This is a genomic window from Pseudomonas sp. GW460-LB5 (assembly GCF_059423245.1).
Genome location: NZ_JBWKXT010000014.1, coordinates 39,924 through 57,898 on the forward strand (window position 1 = coordinate 39,924; position 17,975 = coordinate 57,898).

Sequence of the window (17,975 nt, forward strand, 5' to 3'; positions counted from 1 at the left end):
TCGCGGGCGAGCCCGCGCCCACAATGATTGGGCAAACTTTCACCCTGAGCACGGCAGTCACTCGCACACATGGCAATTGACGCAAACCCCGCCCCATGCTCTCCTTATGCCTCACGTTCAGGTGCCCCCCAGGGGGTGAAACGGGAAACCGGTGCGTCGCAGGCCCTCCATCAGGGCCGGACAAGCCCGGTGCTGCCCCCGCAACGGTAAGCGAGTGAAGCGTCTGTGCCACTGTGCCTTGTAGTCCGGCATGGGAAGGTGACGCTTTTCAGGAGCCCTGCTCCTCCTCGCAAGCCCGGAGACCGGCCTGGCGTTCATGAACACCCCGCGGTGGGCGGGCGCTGTTGCATTCCCCTGGGCGGCCACGCATCAGGGATGCCGCGCTTGCCCGTTGCCCACAAAAAGCAGAGGAACGCGTCATGCCCGTCACCAGCGCCAAGCCACACAGCCTTGCCACCCCCGTCACCCTCAGCCAGCGCATCGTCATTGCCGTTGGCGCAAGCCTGCTGGGCCTGGGCCTGGTGTACTTCGCCGGTTTCTCGCACATCGAGGCCGTGCACAACGCCGCTCACGACACCCGCCACAGCGCCGCCTTCCCCTGCCACTGAGTACGCCTGATGATCACGCGCATTGCCCGTACCGCGGGCTTCAGCGGGCTGCTTGCGGCCCTGCTGCTGACCCTGCTGCAAAGCTTCTGGGTCGCCCCGCTGATTCTTGAGGCGGAAACCTACGAATCCTCGGCCCCGGCCGCACACCACGAACATGGCGGCGAAGTGGCCGCCCATGAGCACAGCGCCGACGCCTGGTCGCCGGAAGACGGCTGGCAGCGGGTGCTGTCCACCACCGGTGGCAACCTGGTGGTTGCGGTCGGCTTCGCCCTGATCCTCGCCGCCCTCTACAGCCTGCGCGAACCGCAGCGTGCCGGCACCGGTGTGCTGTGGGGCCTGGCCGGTTTCGCCGTGTTCTGTCTGGCGCCAACGTTGGGGCTGCCACCGGAACTGCCCGGCACCGCTGCCGCCGACCTGGGGCAACGCCAGGCCTGGTGGATTGGCACGGCCAGCGCCACCGCCCTTGGCCTGGCCTTGCTGGTGTTCGCCCGGCACTGGCTGTTGAAGGCGCTGGGCGCCGTGTTGTTGATAATCCCCCATGTGATCGGCGCGCCACAGCCCGACGTGCATGAAAGCCTGGCCCCCGCAGCACTGGAGACTCAGTTCAAGATGGCCTCCTGGCTGACCAACGCTGCATTCTGGGTGGCCTTGGGCCTGCTCAGTGCATGGCTGTTCCGCCGTTCCAGCCAGGCCTGATGCCGGCCTTCTACGCCGGCTTCGGCTGCCGCCGAGGTTGCCCGGTGGATACATTGCAAACCCTGCTGCACCAAGCCTTGGCTAGCCAGGGCCTGGTGCTCGCCGACCTGCGCGGCATTGCCAGCATCAGCCTCAAGGCCGACGAACCCGGCTTGCAGCAACTGGCCGAACGCCTTGGCTTGCCCTTGGTGCTGTACCATAGCGCACAACTGCAAGCCTTTGAGCCGCTGCTCAGCCACCGCTCTGCCACAGCCCATGCCCACAGCGGCTGCTGGGGCGTGGCCGAGAGCGCGGCACTGGCGTTGGCCAGCCAGCGGCCCGGCTGCACCGCCGGGTTACTGCTGACCCGCCAGGTACTGGGCCCGGCGACCCTCGCCCTGGCCTGCTGAACATTTCGCTCCTCTTTCCTGCAAGGACTTTCCATGACGGTGTACTTCATCGGTGCCGGCCCCGGCGACCCTGAACTGATCACGGTCAAAGGCCAACGGCTGATTCGCCAGTGCCCAGTGATCATCTATGCCGGCTCACTGGTACCTGCTGCCGTGCTCGAAGGCCACAAGGCCCAGATCGTGATCAACAGTGCCGAGCTGCACCTGGAACAGATCATCGCCGCCATGCGCAGCGCGCACGAACAAGGCCAGGACGTGGCCCGTGTACACAGCGGCGACCCCAGCCTGTACGGCGCCATCGGTGAACAGATCCGCCACCTGCAGGCGCTGGGCATCGATTACCAGATCATCCCCGGGGTCACCGCCACGGCGGCCAGCGCGGCGCTACTTGGCTGCGAACTGACCCTGCCACAGGTGGCGCAGACGGTGATACTCACTCGCTATGGCGACAGTTCACCCATGCCACCTGGGGAGCAACTGGGCGACCTGGCGCGCCACGGCAGCACCTTGGCGATTCACCTCGGGGTCAAACACCTCTCGCGGATCGTCGAAGAACTGCTGCCGCACTACGGTGCGCACTGCCCGGTGGCGGTGGTACATCGTGCCACCTGGCCGGACCAGAACTGGGTGCGCGGCACCCTTGGCGATATCGTCGAACGCGTCGCAGCCAAAGATTTTCGCCGCACGGCGCTGATCCTGGTAGGCCATGTGCTAGGGGATACCCCCTTCGCCGAATCGGCCTTGTACCGTGCCGGGCATGCCCACCTGTACCGCCCTGGGGACTGAGCATTGCCAGTATTGCCGCCCGCGTAGCAGACTCCGGGTTCCCGCCTGCGAACAGGAGTCACGCCCATGCTGGAATTACGCCCCAACTGCGAGTGCTGCGATACTGACCTTCCGGGCGACAGCCCCGATGCGCTGATCTGCTCCTTCGAATGCACCTTCTGCCGTGCCTGCGCCGACACACGCCTGCAAGGCCGCTGCCCGAACTGTGCCGGCCAGCTGGTGCCCCGGCCGACGCGTGTCGGTCAGGCGCTGGCCAATAACCCCGCCGCCACCCAGCGTGTGAACAAAGCGCACGCCACCTGCGCCTGACGCCCTTCCAAACAGACATCGCCGCTTTCTCGGGGTGATGTCTTTCACGCTTCTTGTAGGATTTTTCCACAACAAGCACGCGGATTATCAACACTTCTATACTCGGCATTACCAAACTTCGGGATTGGTCGTATCTTGCAGCGCTTCCGATTAACCCACTTGCAGACGTATTCCGGAGTGATCCAGGAAGCGGACCACATCCCGACAGGAGTTTTCCACATGACAACCGTGCTGATCGTCGACGACCACCCCATTGTCCGACTGTCCTTGCGCCTACTGCTCGAGCGTGAACGCTTTCATGTTGTCGGTGAGGTGGGTAACGGCAGCGAAGTGGCTCAGGTAGCCCGCGATCTGCGCCCCGATGTAGTCGTGCTCGATATTGGCCTGCCCGGTCTGGATGGCATGGAAGTGATCAAACGCCTGCAAAGCCTTGAGCCGGTGCCCAAGATCATGGTGCTGACGGGCCAAGCCACTGACCTGTACGTACGGCGTTGCCTGGATGCCGGCATCGGCGCCTTCGTCACCAAGGAAGAAGACCACGAAGCACTGCTGTTCGCCCTCAAGGCGCTGGTCAAAGGCTATTCGACCTTCCCGCAAATGTCGGTCAACAGCAACTCGCTGGAAAGCGAACCGGTGCGCCTTGCCAGCCTGTCGAACCGTGAAATGGAGGTGCTGCGGCGCCTGGCGCGCGGTGAAAACAACAAGAATATCGGTACCCGCATGAATCTGAGTGCCAAGACCATCAGCACCTACCGAGGCCGGATCATGGAAAAGCTCAAAACCGAATCTCTGGTCGAGATGGTCGACCTGGCCAAACGCAACAGCGTCTACTGAGCGTTCGGCCGCCATGAAGCGCCTGCTGGCGTGCATGCTCCTGGCCATCGGCCTGGCCGCCCCCACCGCGCTGCTGGCCCGCAGCGAAGCTCGGCAACTGCTGGCGCGCTCTGTCAGCGCAGCAGCCCCACTGCAACTGTCCAGCGAAGACCGGGCCTGGCTGCAGCGACGTCAATACCTGGTGCTAGGCAGTTCGCGGCCCGACTATCCACCGTTCGAATTGAACGCCAGCCAACAGGACTACGAAGGGATCAGTGCAGACTACGCAGGTATCATTGCCGAACTGCTGGGCATACACGTCGAGGTGCGCCGATTCGATAGCCGCCACGAAGCCATCGCCGCGTTGCGGGAGGGCAGTATTGACCTTCTGGGCAGCTCCAATGCCTTCGAGGCGGCAGATGCCGAGCTTGAACTGAGCACGCCGTATGCAGACGACCTGCCGGTCATCGTCACACGCGAGGGGAGCAGCCTGAAGAACCAACCCGACCTCGCCGGCTTGCGCCTGGCCATGGTCGATCACTACCTGCCGGCCAGCACCGTACGCGGTCTGTATCCAAAAGCGCAGTTAAGCTTGTACCGCTCGACCCTTGCCGGGTTGGCAGCCGTCGATCTGGGCGAGGCCGATGCGTACCTGGGCGATGCCATCAGCACCGACTTCACGATTGGCAAGAACTATCAAGGCACGCTGAGAATCGACCACTTCTGTCAGGTTCCGGCTGGCGCATTTGCATTTGCCTTGGCCAGCGACAACCCTCGCTTGCATCGGCTGGTCGACATGGCGCTGGCCCGCATAAGCGAAAGCGAGCGCCTTAACATCCTGCGCCGCTGGAGCAGTGGCAACACCAGCCTGCTGTTGCAGCGCCACCTCACTGACTTGAGCAGCGAAGAAAAAGCCTGGATCGCAGCCCACCCCTACATCGATGTATTGGTCAACACTTCGCTGGCGCCATTGACGTTCAACGACGCCGAACACCGCCCAACCGGCATCACCCTTGACCTGCTGAAACAGATTTCATTGCGTACCGGGCTACAGTTCCGCCCGGTCGAAAGCGATTCGGCGCAGGCGATGGTCGAGCGCCTGGTCCGCGGCGATGCACACATGATCGGCGCCCTGGGCTACGGCGCGGAGCGCTCGAAACAGCTGCGCTATACCCGCCCCTACCTGGTCAGCCCACGCGTACTGGTTACGCGCAGCGACAGCACTTACCCCGCACAAACCAAAACGCTGGATGGCCAGCGCATCGCTTTGGTACGCGGCTCGCCGCAGAGGGCACTGCTGCAACAGCGCTATCCGCAAGCCAGGCTGGTCGAAGTGGACAACCCGCTCGGCCTCATGGAGGCCCTGGCCGGCGGGGCTGCCGATGTGGCCCTTGCCAGCCACATCAATGCCGCCTACTACATCAGCCATGTTTTCAAGGGCCGCTTGCGCATCGCCAGCGTACTGGATGAAGACCCGGCCATTGCGGCCTTCGCCGTGGCTGCGGACCAGCCGCAGCTCCAGGCCATTCTCGACAAGGCGCTGCTGAGCATTCCACCCGAAGAGCTCGACCAGCTGGCCAATCGCTGGCGCACCAGCACCCTGGTCAGCGACAGCGCTTGGCGCGATTACCGCACACTGGCCTTGCAGGTACTGGTGTTGTCGGCCCTGCTGCTGGCAGGCGTGGTGTTCTGGAACAGCTACCTGCGCAAACTGATCAATCAGCGCACCGAGGCCCAACACGCGCTGCAAGCTCAGCTGGCCCTGAGCCGAGGCCTGCTCGAACAGCTGCGTCAGGCAAAGGACGACGCCGAACAAGCCAGTCAAACCAAAAGTACCTTCCTGGCCACCATGAGCCATGAAATCCGCACCCCGATGAATGCCGTGATCGGCCTGCTGGAGTTGGCCCTGGAAGACAGCCGCGAGGGCCGTTGCGACGCCCAGACCCTGCAGACTGCCCATGACTCGGCCATCGGCCTGCTTGAACTGATTGGCGATATTCTGGACATTTCCCGCATCGAGTCCGGGCACATCACCCTGCAACCGGTGCCCACAAACCTGGTCGAACTGGTACGCGCTACCGTGCGGGTTTTCGAGGGCAACGCCCGGGCCAAAGGCTTGCTTCTGCACGCTGAGCTGCCTGCCGGGCCGGTCTGGGTGCTGGCAGACCCGCTGCGACTCAAACAGATCCTGTCCAACCTGATCAGCAACGCCATCAAATTCACCGACCGCGGCGAGGTCCAGGCCAGCTTGCTGACGCCCCCAGCCGATGGGCAAAGCCGCCTGCCAGTTGAACTGTCTGTGCGCGACACCGGCATCGGCATCAGCCCACTTGATCAGGCCCGGCTGTTCCACGCCTTCGTTCAGGCTGACGGCCCGCGAACCCACCAAGGGGCGGGCCTGGGATTGGTCATCAGCCGCACCTTTGCCGAACTGATGGGTGGCAGCTTGAGCCTGCAAAGCGTCGAAGGCGTTGGCACCAAGGTACAGGTCAGCCTGCAATTGCCAACCTGCCCAGCACCAGAGCCCGCACAGCAACTGGACCCGGTAGCGGAACGCAGCACTGGCCCGTTGGAAATCCTGGTTGTCGACGACTACCCGGCCAACCTTCTATTGCTGGAGCGGCAACTGCACACCTTGGGCCATCACGTGACCTTGGCAGACAACGGCCAGATTGCCCTGGAGCGCTGGCAGGCAGCGCGTTTCGACCTGGTGATCACCGATTGCAGCATGCCGGTCATGGACGGCCACGAACTCACCCGTCGCATTCGCAGCCTTGAAGCCGAACGCGACCTGCCGGCGTGCCAGATCCTCGGCGTGACTGCCAATGCCCAGGCCGAAGAGCGTGACCGTTGCCTGGCCAGCGGCATGGACGAGTGCCTGTTCAAGCCGATCGGCCTGCACACACTCAAGGCCCATCTCCCCCAGGCCCGCGGCGCCCAAGAAACGCCACTGCACAGTAGCGGCTTCAACCTGGCTGAGTTGCGCCACCTCACCCAGGACGACAAGCAACTGACGCGTCATCTGCTGGAACAGCTGTCAATCAGCGTTGGCGAGGACCTGGCCGCCTTGCGGGCGCTGGCGCCCGGGGCCGCCGATGAGGACGTGCGTACCCTGGCTCACCGAATCAAGGGTGGCGCGAAGATGATCAGGGTGCGCGGCGTGGTGAAGGATTGCGAAGCCATCGAGAACGCTCATGCGCGGGGCCTGCCAACGGCTGTCGAACGTGAACGGCTGCAAATCAGCCTGCAGGCCCTGCTGAACGAACTGAAGGATGCGCTCAATGCAATTGCAACGTCGAGCTGATCTGGCTGATCGCATCCACCACGTGCCGTGAGCCCTGCTGGATTTCCATGATCACCGTACCGGCCTCATTGGCCAGCGCAACCCCATGACCGGTGCGGGTCAAACTCGATTGCATGCTGGCCACCGCCAGCAGTGACAGGTCGTGGTTCTGCCGTACAACGTCGACGATTTCCAGGGTTGCCTTGCTGGTCCGCGCCGCCAGGTTGCGCACCTCGTCGGCTACCACGGCAAAACCTCGCCCGTGCTCACCGGCGCGGGCCGCCTCGATGGCCGCATTCAGGGCCAACAGGTTGGTCTGGTCGGCAATTCCACGTATGGTCAGCACGATCTGACCGATTACATCCGATTGCTTGCTGACCGCGTCGATGCTGCGGGCAGCGTCGTTCAGCTCATGGGAAATCTGCTCGATTACCTGCACCGTCTGCTGTACCACCTCGGTGCCCTTGCGCGCGCAGGCATCGGTCTGCATGGAACTGGCATGGGCGGCATCGGCGGCGGTTTGCTGCGTGCTGACCTGGCGGGTGATGTCACTGGCGAACTTCACCACTTTGTACAAGCGGCCCTTGCTGTCGAATATCGGGTTGTAAGAGGCCTCCAGATAGACCATCTGGCCCTGCTTGTTGATGCGCTCGAAGCGGTGCGAATGGTACTCGCCGCGGTTGAGCGATGCCCAGAACTCGCGGTACTCAGCCGACTCGCGCTCCTGCGGCAGGCAAAACAGCCCGTGATGGCGGCCGACTACCTCGTCCAGGCGATAGCCCATGGTATCGAGGAAGTTCTGGTTGGCCTTGATCACGCGGCCTTGCGGGGTGAACTCGATCACCGCCATGGAGCGGCTGATGGCCTTGAGCAGGCTCTCGCTCTCGTGCTCCAGCACCACCCGCTGGCTGATGTCCGCTGCCACCTTGATCACACTGGTGACTTGGCGGTGCTCATCCAGCACCGGCATGTAACTGGCCTCCAACCAGACCTCACGACCGGCCTTGTCGAGGCGTTCGAATGTACCGCTGATGGCCTTGCCTTGGCCCAATTCGCGCCACAATTGTTGGTATTCGGCACTTTGCGCGTAGCCCGGCTCGCAAAACACCCGGTGATGCTTGCCACGCAGTTCGTCGGCGCTATAGCCCATGGCCTGGCAGAAACGCTCGTTGGCATCGAGGATGGTGCCATCCGGGGCGAACTCGATCATCGCCATCGAACGGCTGATCGCCGCCAATTTGGCTTGCGTGCCGCTCAAGGCCTGGTGAGTGCGCTGGATCTCAACCAAATCGGATTTGCGATGGAAATCGAACATGACGCCGGGCTCCTTTATGCGCGGTGTCCTGAGCATAGATCGCCGTTGGCGCCGTGCAAGCACAGTGCTATCACTTTAGGATTACTACATTAATAGGACAGAACGCCTGCACAGCTACGGGCTCCCGCTACGAACTCTCGCGCACCATCAGCTCAAAGCCCAGATCCTGCTGCGTATCCGCCACCCGCTTGCCATCGAGCAACGCCAGCAGCGCCTGCGCCGCGCCACGCCCAACGGCTGCCCGGGGCGTGCGAATCGAGGTCAGGCGCGGCACCATGTGGGCCGACGCCGGCAAGTCGTTGAACCCCACCATCGCCACCTGGCGGGGCACTTCCACCCCTTGGCGCAATGCCTGCAGCACCGCCCCCTGCGCCAGGTCGTCGTTGCAGAAGAAGATACCGTCGACATCTGGCGCCTGCTGCAGCAACTGGCTGAACAGCACACTGCCCAGGGCAATGGATGAAGGCTGCGGCGCCAGTACCTCCAGCTCGGCCGCCTGCAAACCGGCCTCAGCCAACGCCTGGCGGAAACCTTCGGCCCGCTGCATCACCCGTGGGTCGAGCTGCGCGGCAATGAACGCCAGGCGTTTGCGCCCGCGCTCGATCAAGTGCCGGGCCGCGGCGCGCCCGGCCTGCTGCTGCGAAAAACCGACCGACAATGCCCCTGGCTCGCCATTGAGTTCCATCATGTGCACACACGGCACACCGCTGGCGGTCAACATCTGCCGCGCCGCGTCGCTGCGCTCGAAACCGGTCAACAGCATGCCGCAGGGCTGGTAGGCCAGGTAATTACGGATCAGGTTTTCTTCTTCGGCAAGGTCGTAGTGATAGTTGCCGATCAGCACCTCGAGCCCACGCGGGCGCATGACCTCGTGAATGGCTTCCAGGGTGTCGATGAACAGCTGGTTGGACAGCGACGGGATCAACACCACCACCGACTGGCTGCGAGCCGAGGCCAAGGCGCGGGCTGCCGGGTTGGCCACATAGCCCAGGCTCGCCGCTGCAGCGACGACCTTCTCGACCAGCTCTGGCGCAACCGTGCTGACCCCGCGCAAGGCGCGCGAAGCGGTGATGGGGGAAACCCCGGAAAGCCTGGCAACTTCTGCCAGGGTTGGACGACCTGTAGTACGGGAGCCGGTGCGGGTCATGGATGTTGTAATTTTACTACTTGCAAGGAGAGGGAACGGCCACTAAGGTAGCGCTGTCTCAGGACGCAGGCAATGTAATCTTTGGCGGCAGCCACCGCGCGCTCGCTACCAGGCGTCCATACTGCGTAAGGACAAGACCAATAACACCGGGGAGGTGGCTGTTCGTCGGCGACGAGACAGCGCTATCTCACCCCGCAGGAGGTACTGATGAATTCTCCCCTGTCCGCCATCGTGGTGATGGGCGTGGCCGGTTGCGGCAAAAGCTGCATCGGCGCTGCCATTGCTGCCAGAAGCGGCGGCCGCCTGATTGAAGGCGACGCTTTTCACCCTGCCGAAAACATCCGCAAGATGAGCGCTGGCATCCCGCTGGACGACAGCGACCGTGCCGGCTGGCTGGTGCGCCTAGGCCAGGAGTTGCAGGCCACCACCCAGGCCGGGGAACGCCCGATACTGACCTGCTCGGCGCTCAAGCGCCGCTACCGCGATACCCTGCGCGATGCCATGCCAGGGCTGGTGTTCGTATTTCTCGAACTGTCGCCCGCCGAGGCCGAAAAACGCGTGCTGGCGCGCCCCGGGCACTTCATGCCGGCCAGTCTCATCGACAGCCAGTTTGCTGCCCTCGAATCGCCACATGGCGAGCCGCTCACACTGGCACTGGACGCCACCCAGCCCATCGATGCGCTCGCCGAAGCGGTAGACCGCTGGCTAAAGCGCGCCGGTGAGCAGGGCCTGGCGCAAACCGCCTGACCCCGCGGTTTTCCCGGCTCACCAAAGACAGCGCTACCTCGACCCGCAGGTGCGGGAATAGTTCCAAGACGCTACGCCAAAAACAACGATAAGATCGAGGCCTTCATACCATGTTCGGACTGGCTACTGACACCTTTCTGCTGCTCGACGCGCTGGTTACCATCGTCGGGCTGATCCTGCTGATCACCCACTTCAAAGTGCACCCCTTCGTTGCCCTCACCCTCGCGGCCGGCTTCCTTGGCCTGACCTCCGGCATGCCGGTGGCCAAGGTCATGAAGTCGTTCCAGGATGGTTTTGGCGGTGTGCTTGGCTTCGTCGGCATCGTGCTCGCCTTGGGCACCATGCTGGGCAAGCTGATGGCCGACTCGGGGGGGGCCGACCAGATCGCGCAAACCCTGATCCGCGCCTTCGGCAAGAAGAACGTGCATTGGGCGATGATGTTCGCCGCCTTCCTGGTGGGCATACCGCTGTTCTTTGAAATCGGCTTTGTGCTGCTGATTCCGCTGGTGTTCATCGTTGCCCGGCGCTCCGGGGTGTCGCTGGTGAAAATCGGCATACCGCTGCTGGCCGGCCTTTCGGTGGTGCACGGCCTGGTGCCGCCACACCCGGGCCCATTGCTGGCGATTGGCATTTTCCACGCCGATATCGGCAAGACCATCTTCTACGGCCTGATCGTCGCACTGCCCACCGCGATCATCGCCGGTCCGCTGTTCGGCAACTTCATCTCCCGCTACATCCCGGGCAACCCGTCCCAGGAACTGATGGACCAAATTGCCAAGGAGTCCGACCAGGGCAACCTGCCAAGCTTCAGCATCACCCTGATCACGGTGCTGCTGCCGGTCGCGCTGATGCTGCTGAAGACCTTCGCCGACGTGGTGTTGCCGGCCGAGCATATCGTGCGCCAGTGGATGGACCTGATCGGCCACCCCATCACTGCCCTGCTCGCGGCCCTGCTGCTGGCCTTTTACACGTTTGGTTCTGCCCGCGGCTTCAACCGCCAGCAGATCATGAAAATGCTCGACCAGAGCCTGGCCCCCACGGCGGCCATCGTGCTGATCGTGGGTGCAGGCGGCGGCTTCAAGCAGATGCTGGTGGACACCGGTGTCGGCAACGTGATCGGGCAAATGGCCGTGCAGGCGGAGATTTCGCCCATCATGCTGGCCTGGCTGGTGGCAGCGGTAATCCGCATCGCTACTGGCTCCGCCACGGTCGCCACCATTACCGGTGCGGGCATTGTGGCACCGGTAATCGACCTGGTACCGGGCGTGAACCGTGAGTTGCTGGTGCTGGCCACCGGTGCGGGCTCGTTGATCCTGTCACATGTGAACGACGCCGGCTTCTGGCTGGTGAAGCAGTATTTCAACATGACTGTAGCGGAAACCTTCAAGACCTGGAGCATGATGGAAACCATCCTCTCGGTGGTTGGCATCATCTTCATCATGTTGTTGGCGCAGGTGGTGTAACCGTTTATCGGGGTAATGGCACCTTGCTGCTCAGGGTAGGGCCGAAGGAAATATCAGACCTACCCTAAGCCAAGGAGCCTGTCATGCCCCGCTCAAGCATTCTGCTGATTGCCCTGCTCGCCTCGCCACTGGCCTTCGCCGTCGGCACCGGCCCGACCTACCCTGACGATCCGCACAACCCGGCACCCCGGCCGGGCGTCGATAGCACCCTCAACCCGATCGAAAAGCCCATGCCGCGGGATACTGACACGCGCATTCAAGGTAACGACCCAGAAAGCCCGCCGGCCAAGCAAAATGACAACCGCGACCTGCCGGGGATGGATGGCAGCGGTTCGGAGGGTACCGGTCCTCAGGGAAATAGTGGCACCCGTACAGGTACCCCCTGAGTACGCTGCTCAATGGGCCACCGCTCGACATTGCAGGTTATGTATTCCCTGTGGGAGCGGGTTCACCCGCCCGGTTGAGTAAGATTGACTTTTTGTTACCACTGGCGTTTATCAGGGCGTGTCAGCCCCAGCTTCTCGATCCGGTAACGCAGCATGTCCCGCGACAACCCGAGCATCCGCGCTGACTTGGTCACGTTCCAGTCCGTACGGTCCAGCGTCTTGCACACGAGGTCGCGCTCCATGTCCGGCAGGCTGGTGCCTGGCTCCGGCTCGTGACGCGGCATTTCGAACATCGCAGGTGCCGGCTGCGGCACCAATGGCTCGTCAATCAAGGTCATGCACAGGTTCAACTGGTGCGCCTGTATCACCTCATTCGGCGCCAGCAACACGGTCTGCTCAAGCATATTGCGCAGCTCGCGGACGTTGCCGGGCCAGCTATAGCCCAGCATCAGGCTCTCGGCTTCGGCGGAAAAGCGCAGGTTCGGCTTGCCATAACGCCGGCCATGGTGGGCCAGGAAATGCCTTGCCAGCAACAGGATATCCTGACCACGGGCATACAGGCGCGGTACCTTCAGGGCGATGATGCGCAGGCGGAAAAACAAGTCGCGGCGGAACTTGCCCTGCTGCACCATCTGCTCCAGGTTGCAGTTGGTGGCGCTGATGACCCGCAGGTCAACCTTGCGCTCCTTCACCGCACCAATCCGGCGGATACTGCGATCTTCCAGCAGCTTGAGCAACTTGGCCTGCAACACCAGGTCCATCTCGCCAATCTCGTCGAGGAACAACGTGCCACCGTCTGCAGCCTCCACCAGGCCCAGCCGCCGCTCCTTGGCATCAGTGAACGCGCCCTTCTCGTGACCGAACAGCTCGGCCTCCAGCAAGTTGGCAGGGATCGAGGCGCAGTTGAATTCGATGAACGGCCCCTTGCTGCGAGAGCCGTCAAAATGCAGGGCCCGCGCCACCAGCTCCTTGCCGGTGCCGGTCTCGCCTTCGACCAGCACCGGTGGCAGGTCGTCGCAGGCCATGCGCCGCTCGGCATCCAGCACCTGTTGCAACGTGTGCTTGAGGGTGAGCATTACCGGCGAATCGCCGATCAACGCCTGCAACCCGGATTTCTGCGCCTCGCGTTCCTGGTAAAACGACAGCGTGCGCTCCATGCGTTCGGCCGCCAATGCCTTGTCCAGGGTCAATTTGAGCTCGGCGAGCACCACGGGCTTGGTCAGGTAATGGAAGGCACCCTCCTTCATCGCCTGCACGGCGTCTTCGACATTGCCGTAGCCGGTCATCATGATCACTTTCAGGCCAGGTACCTGCGCCACCAAACTGCGCAGCAAGTCGTGGCCGCTCATGCCCGGCAGCGAGTTGTCAGTTAGCACCGCGTCGGGCTGAGCCCGCTTGATCTGCTCCAGCGCAAGCTCGGCGCTGTGGCACACGGTGACTTCAAAGCCCTTGAGGCTGAGGTAGGTGCGAATGTTGTCAGCGAGGATTTCATCATCCTCGACGACCAGGATGCTGTGCTCCATGTTCCCCTCCCGCTGCGATATTGAATGTAAGGCTGACGCGGGTTCCTTCCTCTTGGCGGCTGCTCAGGCTGACCGAGCCGCCAAACCGTTCCATGATGCGCTTGACCAGGGCCAGCCCTACACCGAGGCCACCCTGCTTGGTCGTGAAGAACGGCTTGAACACCATCCGCTCCTGCTGTTGGCTCATGCCCTTGCCAGTGTCGGTAAGCACGAACTCGGCACGCTGGCCATCCTGTACGTTGACCTGGGCAGTCAGCATGCCGCCCGCCGGCATGGCCTCCAGGGCATTGGAGAACAGGCTGTTGAGAATCTGCGTGAGCTGCAGCGGCTGGCTGGCCACCCACTGCTGATCAGGCCCTTCGAAATGGAAGCGCACACCATTGCGCTCGATCTGCTGGACGAACGCCAGGTGGGTGTCCTCGATGGCGGCCACCAGGTCCACAGCCTCTGCCTCGTCACTGACCGGGCGCAACGACACCAGCAAGTCACGCACCCAGCGCGACATGCGGTCGACCTGGCTGATGATGTCGGTGATGTTTTTCTGCGCCGCTAGGTTGGCGATTTCCTGCGCCAGTTCGGCGCTGGAGCGGATGTTGGCCAACGGGTTGCGCAGGCTGTGCGCCACAGCAGACGACATCTCGCCCAGCGCCACGTAGGTTTCGCTGGCCACCAGCCGGTCCTGTTGCAGATGCAGCATCTGCGCCGCCCGGCGTACGATCCAGAACAGCCCGAAGTAGATCAGCGCTCCACCCACCAGGGTCGAAGCCCAGATCAGTACATAGCCGCGCTGGATGCGCCGTATCAGGTCCTGTGGCTCCTTGTAGATCTCCACCATGGCCAGCACCTGTTCACCTTGGCTGTCGAACAGGGGGATGTAGTTCTCGATGAACAGGTAGCGCGGTTCACGCAGGAACTTCTGCTCCTCGCGGTCATCTTCAGCCTTGTGATAGCTGGCCGACACCGCCCTGCGCGAATGGAAAGCACGGTCCAGGTCGCCATCAGCCTCTATCCGCTTGCCGATAAGCTCGACGTTGGTGGACCAGACGATGGTGCGGTCGCGGGCATAGACATTGGCCAGCAAAATATCAGGCAGGTGCTCGACATGGTCAAGAAATTCGACCCGGGTCGATTCGGCCAGCGCCGGGGCAAACTGCAGGTGCTGCTGGTCCAGGCGCGGGTCGAGCAGTTCGCCCATGGTGGTGCCCGGCGGCAACTGCGAATGGCGGACCTCGGCCTGGGCCATGGCCTGGATGAACTGCGCGGTCAGCATCGCATCACGCTGCACGCTATCGCGGACCACGAAGCGCGTGGACACATAACCCAGCCCGCCCGCCACCGCAGTGATGATCAACAGGCTGATGACTGAAAACCAGCGCAGCAGGTTGAACTCACGCAAGGGTACGGCCAGACCGCTGGCACTCGCACTGGCCTTGTCGCGAACATCGTTTTCCAGCATCTGCATGGCGTGGTTCCCGCACAGTGCGTCCGTTCAGAAATGCATCAAGGCCAACAGCAGCAGCCAGTTGATAGCACCCCACCTGGGCAGCCCTGGCTGCCATTTGTCGTGTGTAGCGCTCCGCACATCACCAAGCAAGAAGTTGGCCAGCCAAATCCAAAGGACCGTAAAGCTATAATTTTCAATACTTTAAGATGCATAGTTAAATGCGACTTCAAGAAAAGGCCCCACAGTTGGGTAATAAGTACCCAGGAACCACTGATTTCATGTATATCAACGTGTTAGAAACTATTCTTAGCGCAAAACATTAATTTCTGACCAATCGGAAATTCAACGACACCCGGGTGCCATGGCCCTCACTGCTGCTGAGCCTGACGGTGCCGCCGAAGCGCTCCATGATACGTTTCACCAGCACCAGGCCCACCCCCAGCCCACCTTGCTTGGTGGTAAAAAATGGCCGGAAGGCCATGCGCTGCTGCACTTCGTTCATGCCCCTGCCATTGTCAGACAGGCGCAACGTCAGGCTACGCCGGTCATGGCGTACCACCTCGATACGCAACCGTCCGCCCTGATCCATCGATTCGAGGGCATTGGCGATCAAACTGCTGAATATCTGCCGCAGTAAAGCCGGATGCCCCAATACCTGTACCGCCGGTAACGGCTGCAGGTCCAGGCTTACCCCGCCACGCGCCAGCGGCACGGCGTAGGTTTGAAGGCTGTCCTGCAAGGCCAGCGTCAAGTCCACCGCAACCGCCTCATCGTTCAGCGGACGCAGCGACTGCAGCATCTGGCGGATCCACTGCGACATCCGGTCAACCTGGCTGATGATGTCGTTGATATTGCGCTGCGCCGGGCCTTCGTCGAACGCTTGGGCCAACTCGGCACTGGAGCGGATACTGGCCAGCGGGTTGCGCAGGCTGTGGGCCACCGCCGAGGACACCTCCCCCAACGCGACATAGGTTTCGTTGTTGATCAGCCGCTTCTGCTGCACCGCCAGCAGCCGTGCAGCGCGGTGCATGATGCCGTACAGGCCGACGTAGACCAGCGCGGCGCCGACGGTGATCGCCAGCCAGATCAGTATCAGGCCATGCTCGATGCGCACAATCAGGTCATGGGGCTCTTTGTAGATTTCGACCATTGCCGTGACGTGCTCGCCATCGGCAGCGAACAGCGGAATGTAGTTTTCGATGAACAGCTGCTCGGGCGGGGTGACGAATTTCTGCTCGGCACGGGCCTGTTCGAAGTTGTGGTAGCTGGCCGAGACCCGCATCTTGTACTCGAACGCCCTCGCCAGGTCGTCGTCAGTATCAATCAGCTTGCCAATCAGCGCCGGGTTGGTGGACCAGATCACCGTAAGGTCCGGGGCATAGATGTTGGCCAGCAGCATGTCTGGCAGGTGGGCGATGTGGTCGAGGAACTCGCCGCGAGCCTTGCGCCGGGCATCCGGGTCGACGTCCGGCAGGTTGCCAGGGTCGGTGCGCGGGTCCAGCAACTCGCCCATGGTGCGCACGTTGGGGATCGACACATGGCGCACTTCGGCGTCGGCGATAGAGGTAATGAACTGTGCCGTGAGCAAGGCATCGCGCTCAACGCTTTCATCAATGATGAAACGGCTGGATATCAACCCAAGTCCGGCAGCCACCGAAACGATGATGGCCAGGCTGACCCAGGCATACCAGCGCAACAGGTTGAATGGCTTGCGTGGGGCTGCCAGTTCGTTACCGGCAGGCACTTCTATGGCGTCGGAACGAGGGGCGATGTCCATGGTGGGCTCCACAGCTGGGCACCTTCAGAAGGTTATAGCCCAGACCTGGGGAAGCCGTAGTGCTGAATTGATGGCATCCGCCGAAGGGTATTACTCCAACCCCTGTAACTTGCGATATTCGCGCAGCACGGTGGGTACATAACGCCGGGTCTCGGCAAACGGCGGCACGGCGCCGCGCCGCATTACGGCATCCGGGCCGGCGTTGTAAGCCGCCACAGCCAGGGTGATGTCGTTGTCAAACAAGGTAAGCATCTGCTTGAGGTAGCGTGCCCCGCCCTGCACGTTGTCTTCGGGGTCCAGGCGGTCTTCCACACCCATTTCACGTGCTGTATCCGGCATCAACTGCATCAGCCCTACCGCGCCCGCAGACGACCGGGCCTTGGGGTTGTAGCCAGATTCGGCCTTGATCAGCGCATGCAACAGCGCTGGAGGGACGTTGTGGGCCCGCGCGGCGGCAGCGACCAGTTCAGCGTAGGGTCGGCCGGTGATCATCTGCGCATTGGCCGGGCCGGCCTGTGCCAACGGCTCGTTGATCACCTTTTCATAATGGCGCCCAGGCCGATGGACGTTGGTCAGTACGTAGCCGCCCTTGGCATCGATGGAGATGTACACATCAGCCTGGGCGACACCTGCCGCCAGCCATATCAAACCGAGGATGAGTCCACGCATGACGGTCGCCTCTTCGTCGTGGCCCCCGAAGTGGGGGAAATGCCCCGGAAACCCGAGGTCGATGACCACGACGCAAGCACTGTGCCGCTTCCGGCACCGCATGGCGCAAGGCCCCGAGGCAGACGTGCACGGCTGTTGCATGGTGCCTGTCAACCTGTGTCCCCATGCAGTGGAGGGCTTCACCATGCAGCGCAGAACCAAACCGCAACGTGGCTTCACCCTGCTCGAACTCCTGGTGGTGCTGGTGGTGCTCGGCCTGCTGGCCGGCATCGTCGCGCCCAAGTACTTCAGCCAGCTCGGTCGCTCCGAAGCCAAAGTGGCGCGGGCGCAGATTGAAGGGCTGAGCAAGGCGCTGGATTTGTATCGCCTGGAAGTCGGCCACTACCCCAACAGTGAGCAAGGCCTGCAGGCCCTGGTCATCGCCCCCAATGGTGAAGCGCGCTGGACCGGCCCGTACCTGCAGAAGGCCGTGCCGCAGGACCCCTGGGGCCGCCCATACATCTACCGGCAACCTGGCGAAAACGGCGGTGAATACGACCTGTTGTCGATGGGCAAGGACGGCCAGCCCGGGGGTGACGGGGAAAACGCCGAAATCACCAGCTGGCAGTAAGGAGAGTGGC

General features: G+C 62.7%; 17 protein-coding genes, 1 pseudogene and 1 riboswitch. Of the genes and pseudogenes, 11 read left to right on the top strand and 7 right to left on the bottom strand.

Annotated elements, in window-relative coordinates:
• The first annotated feature begins 102 nt into the window (after positions 1-102).
• A riboswitch (cobalamin riboswitch) is annotated at positions 103-325 on the top strand.
• A 94-nt stretch (positions 326-419) separates the two neighbouring features.
• The 7 genes from AC07XM_RS11130 (at position 420) to AC07XM_RS11160 (ending at position 6,905) form a co-directional block, all read left to right on the top strand.
• Positions 420-608, top strand: a complete 189-nt coding sequence (locus AC07XM_RS11130) for a CbtB domain-containing protein (RefSeq protein ID WP_102689075.1) — start codon at positions 420-422, stop codon at positions 606-608.
• Between the two features lie 9 nt (positions 609-617).
• Positions 618-1,304: a CbtA family protein gene (locus AC07XM_RS11135; RefSeq protein ID WP_016486727.1), complete on the top strand. Its 687-nt coding sequence runs from the start codon at positions 618-620 to the stop codon at positions 1,302-1,304.
• The gene (locus AC07XM_RS11140) at positions 1,304-1,693 is read left to right on the top strand and encodes a cobalamin biosynthesis protein (RefSeq protein WP_024717644.1); all 390 of its coding nucleotides are present in this window, start codon (positions 1,304-1,306) and stop codon (positions 1,691-1,693) included. The genes AC07XM_RS11135 and AC07XM_RS11140 overlap by 1 nt, the downstream gene beginning before the upstream one ends.
• A gap of 33 nt (positions 1,694-1,726) precedes the next feature.
• The gene (gene cobM, locus AC07XM_RS11145; RefSeq protein ID WP_102689076.1) at positions 1,727-2,479 is read left to right on the top strand and encodes a precorrin-4 C(11)-methyltransferase; all 753 of its coding nucleotides are present in this window, start codon (positions 1,727-1,729) and stop codon (positions 2,477-2,479) included.
• Between the two features lie 66 nt (positions 2,480-2,545).
• Entirely contained in the window at positions 2,546-2,788 is a 243-nt protein-coding gene (locus tag AC07XM_RS11150; RefSeq protein WP_016486724.1) for a DUF1272 domain-containing protein, read from the top strand.
• 219 nt (positions 2,789-3,007) lie between these two features.
• Positions 3,008-3,622, top strand: a complete 615-nt coding sequence (locus tag AC07XM_RS11155) for a response regulator transcription factor (protein WP_016486723.1) — start codon at positions 3,008-3,010, stop codon at positions 3,620-3,622.
• Positions 3,623-3,635: 13 nt separating this feature from the next.
• Positions 3,636-6,905 (top strand): transporter substrate-binding domain-containing protein, encoded by a 3,270-nt coding sequence (locus AC07XM_RS11160; protein WP_016486722.1) that lies wholly within the window; start codon positions 3,636-3,638, stop codon positions 6,903-6,905.
• Here the strand turns inward: AC07XM_RS11160 and AC07XM_RS11165 are convergent.
• The 3 genes and pseudogenes from AC07XM_RS11165 to gnuR all read right to left on the bottom strand — a co-directional run bounded on the left by AC07XM_RS11165 (position 6,880) and on the right by gnuR (position 9,346).
• Entirely contained in the window at positions 6,880-7,374 is a 495-nt protein-coding gene (locus AC07XM_RS11165; RefSeq protein ID WP_371262262.1) for a methyl-accepting chemotaxis protein, read from the bottom strand. The two genes, AC07XM_RS11160 and AC07XM_RS11165, sit on opposite strands and share 26 nt — an antisense overlap.
• A 42-nt stretch (positions 7,375-7,416) precedes the next feature.
• Positions 7,417-8,235, bottom strand: a pseudogene (locus AC07XM_RS11170) (PAS domain-containing protein); the annotation flags it as partial.
• Positions 8,236-8,326: 91 nt separating this feature from the next.
• On the bottom strand, positions 8,327-9,346 hold the full coding sequence (gene gnuR / locus AC07XM_RS11175) for a transcriptional regulator GnuR (protein ID WP_016486720.1): 1,020 nt from the start codon (positions 9,344-9,346) through the stop codon (positions 8,327-8,329).
• Between the two features lie 207 nt (positions 9,347-9,553).
• On the opposite strand from gnuR, the gene AC07XM_RS11180 reads away from it, so the two are divergent.
• The 3 genes from AC07XM_RS11180 (at position 9,554) to AC07XM_RS11190 (ending at position 11,942) form a co-directional block, all read left to right on the top strand.
• A complete protein-coding gene (locus AC07XM_RS11180; protein WP_016486719.1) occupies positions 9,554-10,093 on the top strand; it encodes a gluconokinase in 540 nt (179 codons plus the stop codon).
• Between the two features lie 110 nt (positions 10,094-10,203).
• Positions 10,204-11,556 (top strand): GntP family permease, encoded by a 1,353-nt coding sequence (locus AC07XM_RS11185; protein ID WP_016486718.1) that lies wholly within the window; start codon positions 10,204-10,206, stop codon positions 11,554-11,556.
• 83 nt (positions 11,557-11,639) lie between these two features.
• Positions 11,640-11,942, top strand: a complete 303-nt coding sequence (locus tag AC07XM_RS11190; RefSeq protein ID WP_016486717.1) for a hypothetical protein — start codon at positions 11,640-11,642, stop codon at positions 11,940-11,942.
• Positions 11,943-12,037: 95 nt separating this feature from the next.
• Here AC07XM_RS11190 and AC07XM_RS11195 read toward each other — a convergent pair whose 3' ends face one another.
• The 4 genes from AC07XM_RS11195 to AC07XM_RS11210 all read right to left on the bottom strand — a co-directional run bounded on the left by AC07XM_RS11195 (position 12,038) and on the right by AC07XM_RS11210 (position 17,355).
• Positions 12,038-13,465: a sigma-54-dependent transcriptional regulator gene (locus tag AC07XM_RS11195; protein ID WP_023049198.1), complete on the bottom strand. Its 1,428-nt coding sequence runs from the start codon at positions 13,463-13,465 to the stop codon at positions 12,038-12,040.
• Positions 13,434-14,927, bottom strand: coding sequence for a sensor histidine kinase (locus AC07XM_RS11200; RefSeq protein WP_102689077.1), 1,494 nt, complete (start codon positions 14,925-14,927; stop codon positions 13,434-13,436). Before AC07XM_RS11200 ends, AC07XM_RS11195 begins: the two co-directional genes overlap by 32 nt.
• A gap of 301 nt (positions 14,928-15,228) precedes the next feature.
• A complete protein-coding gene (locus tag AC07XM_RS11205) occupies positions 15,229-16,686 on the bottom strand; it encodes a sensor histidine kinase (protein ID WP_102689078.1) in 1,458 nt (485 codons plus the stop codon).
• 90 nt (positions 16,687-16,776) lie between these two features.
• Positions 16,777-17,355 carry a lytic transglycosylase domain-containing protein gene (locus AC07XM_RS11210; protein WP_016486714.1) on the bottom strand — a complete coding sequence of 193 codons (579 nt, stop codon included), beginning with the start codon at positions 17,353-17,355 and terminating at the stop codon, positions 16,777-16,779.
• A 184-nt stretch (positions 17,356-17,539) separates the two neighbouring features.
• Between AC07XM_RS11210 and gspG the strand changes: the two genes are divergently transcribed.
• Positions 17,540-17,965 (top strand): type II secretion system major pseudopilin GspG, encoded by a 426-nt coding sequence (gspG, locus tag AC07XM_RS11215; RefSeq protein ID WP_024717645.1) that lies wholly within the window; start codon positions 17,540-17,542, stop codon positions 17,963-17,965.
• Positions 17,966-17,975 lie beyond the last annotated feature (10 nt).

Coding starts and splice junctions, on each gene's coding strand:
- AC07XM_RS11185 (WP_016486718.1), top strand. CDS start 10,204: ATGTTCGGACTGGCTACTGACACCTTTCTGCTGCTCGACGCGCTGGTT.
- AC07XM_RS11155 (WP_016486723.1), top strand. CDS start 3,008: ATGACAACCGTGCTGATCGTCGACGACCACCCCATTGTCCGACTGTCC.
- gspG (WP_024717645.1), top strand. CDS start 17,540: ATGCAGCGCAGAACCAAACCGCAACGTGGCTTCACCCTGCTCGAACTC.
- AC07XM_RS11150 (WP_016486724.1), top strand. CDS start 2,546: ATGCTGGAATTACGCCCCAACTGCGAGTGCTGCGATACTGACCTTCCG.
- AC07XM_RS11210 (WP_016486714.1), bottom strand. CDS start 17,355: ATGCGTGGACTCATCCTCGGTTTGATATGGCTGGCGGCAGGTGTCGCC.
- AC07XM_RS11195 (WP_023049198.1), bottom strand. CDS start 13,465: ATGGAGCACAGCATCCTGGTCGTCGAGGATGATGAAATCCTCGCTGAC.
- gnuR (WP_016486720.1), bottom strand. CDS start 9,346: ATGACCCGCACCGGCTCCCGTACTACAGGTCGTCCAACCCTGGCAGAA.
- AC07XM_RS11180 (WP_016486719.1), top strand. CDS start 9,554: ATGAATTCTCCCCTGTCCGCCATCGTGGTGATGGGCGTGGCCGGTTGC.
- cobM (WP_102689076.1), top strand. CDS start 1,727: ATGACGGTGTACTTCATCGGTGCCGGCCCCGGCGACCCTGAACTGATC.
- AC07XM_RS11205 (WP_102689078.1), bottom strand. CDS start 16,686: ATGGACATCGCCCCTCGTTCCGACGCCATAGAAGTGCCTGCCGGTAAC.
- AC07XM_RS11160 (WP_016486722.1), top strand. CDS start 3,636: ATGAAGCGCCTGCTGGCGTGCATGCTCCTGGCCATCGGCCTGGCCGCC.
- AC07XM_RS11200 (WP_102689077.1), bottom strand. CDS start 14,927: ATGCAGATGCTGGAAAACGATGTTCGCGACAAGGCCAGTGCGAGTGCC.
- AC07XM_RS11190 (WP_016486717.1), top strand. CDS start 11,640: ATGCCCCGCTCAAGCATTCTGCTGATTGCCCTGCTCGCCTCGCCACTG.
- AC07XM_RS11135 (WP_016486727.1), top strand. CDS start 618: ATGATCACGCGCATTGCCCGTACCGCGGGCTTCAGCGGGCTGCTTGCG.
- AC07XM_RS11165 (WP_371262262.1), bottom strand. CDS start 7,374: ATGCAGACCGATGCCTGCGCGCGCAAGGGCACCGAGGTGGTACAGCAG.
- AC07XM_RS11140 (WP_024717644.1), top strand. CDS start 1,304: ATGCCGGCCTTCTACGCCGGCTTCGGCTGCCGCCGAGGTTGCCCGGTG.
- AC07XM_RS11130 (WP_102689075.1), top strand. CDS start 420: ATGCCCGTCACCAGCGCCAAGCCACACAGCCTTGCCACCCCCGTCACC.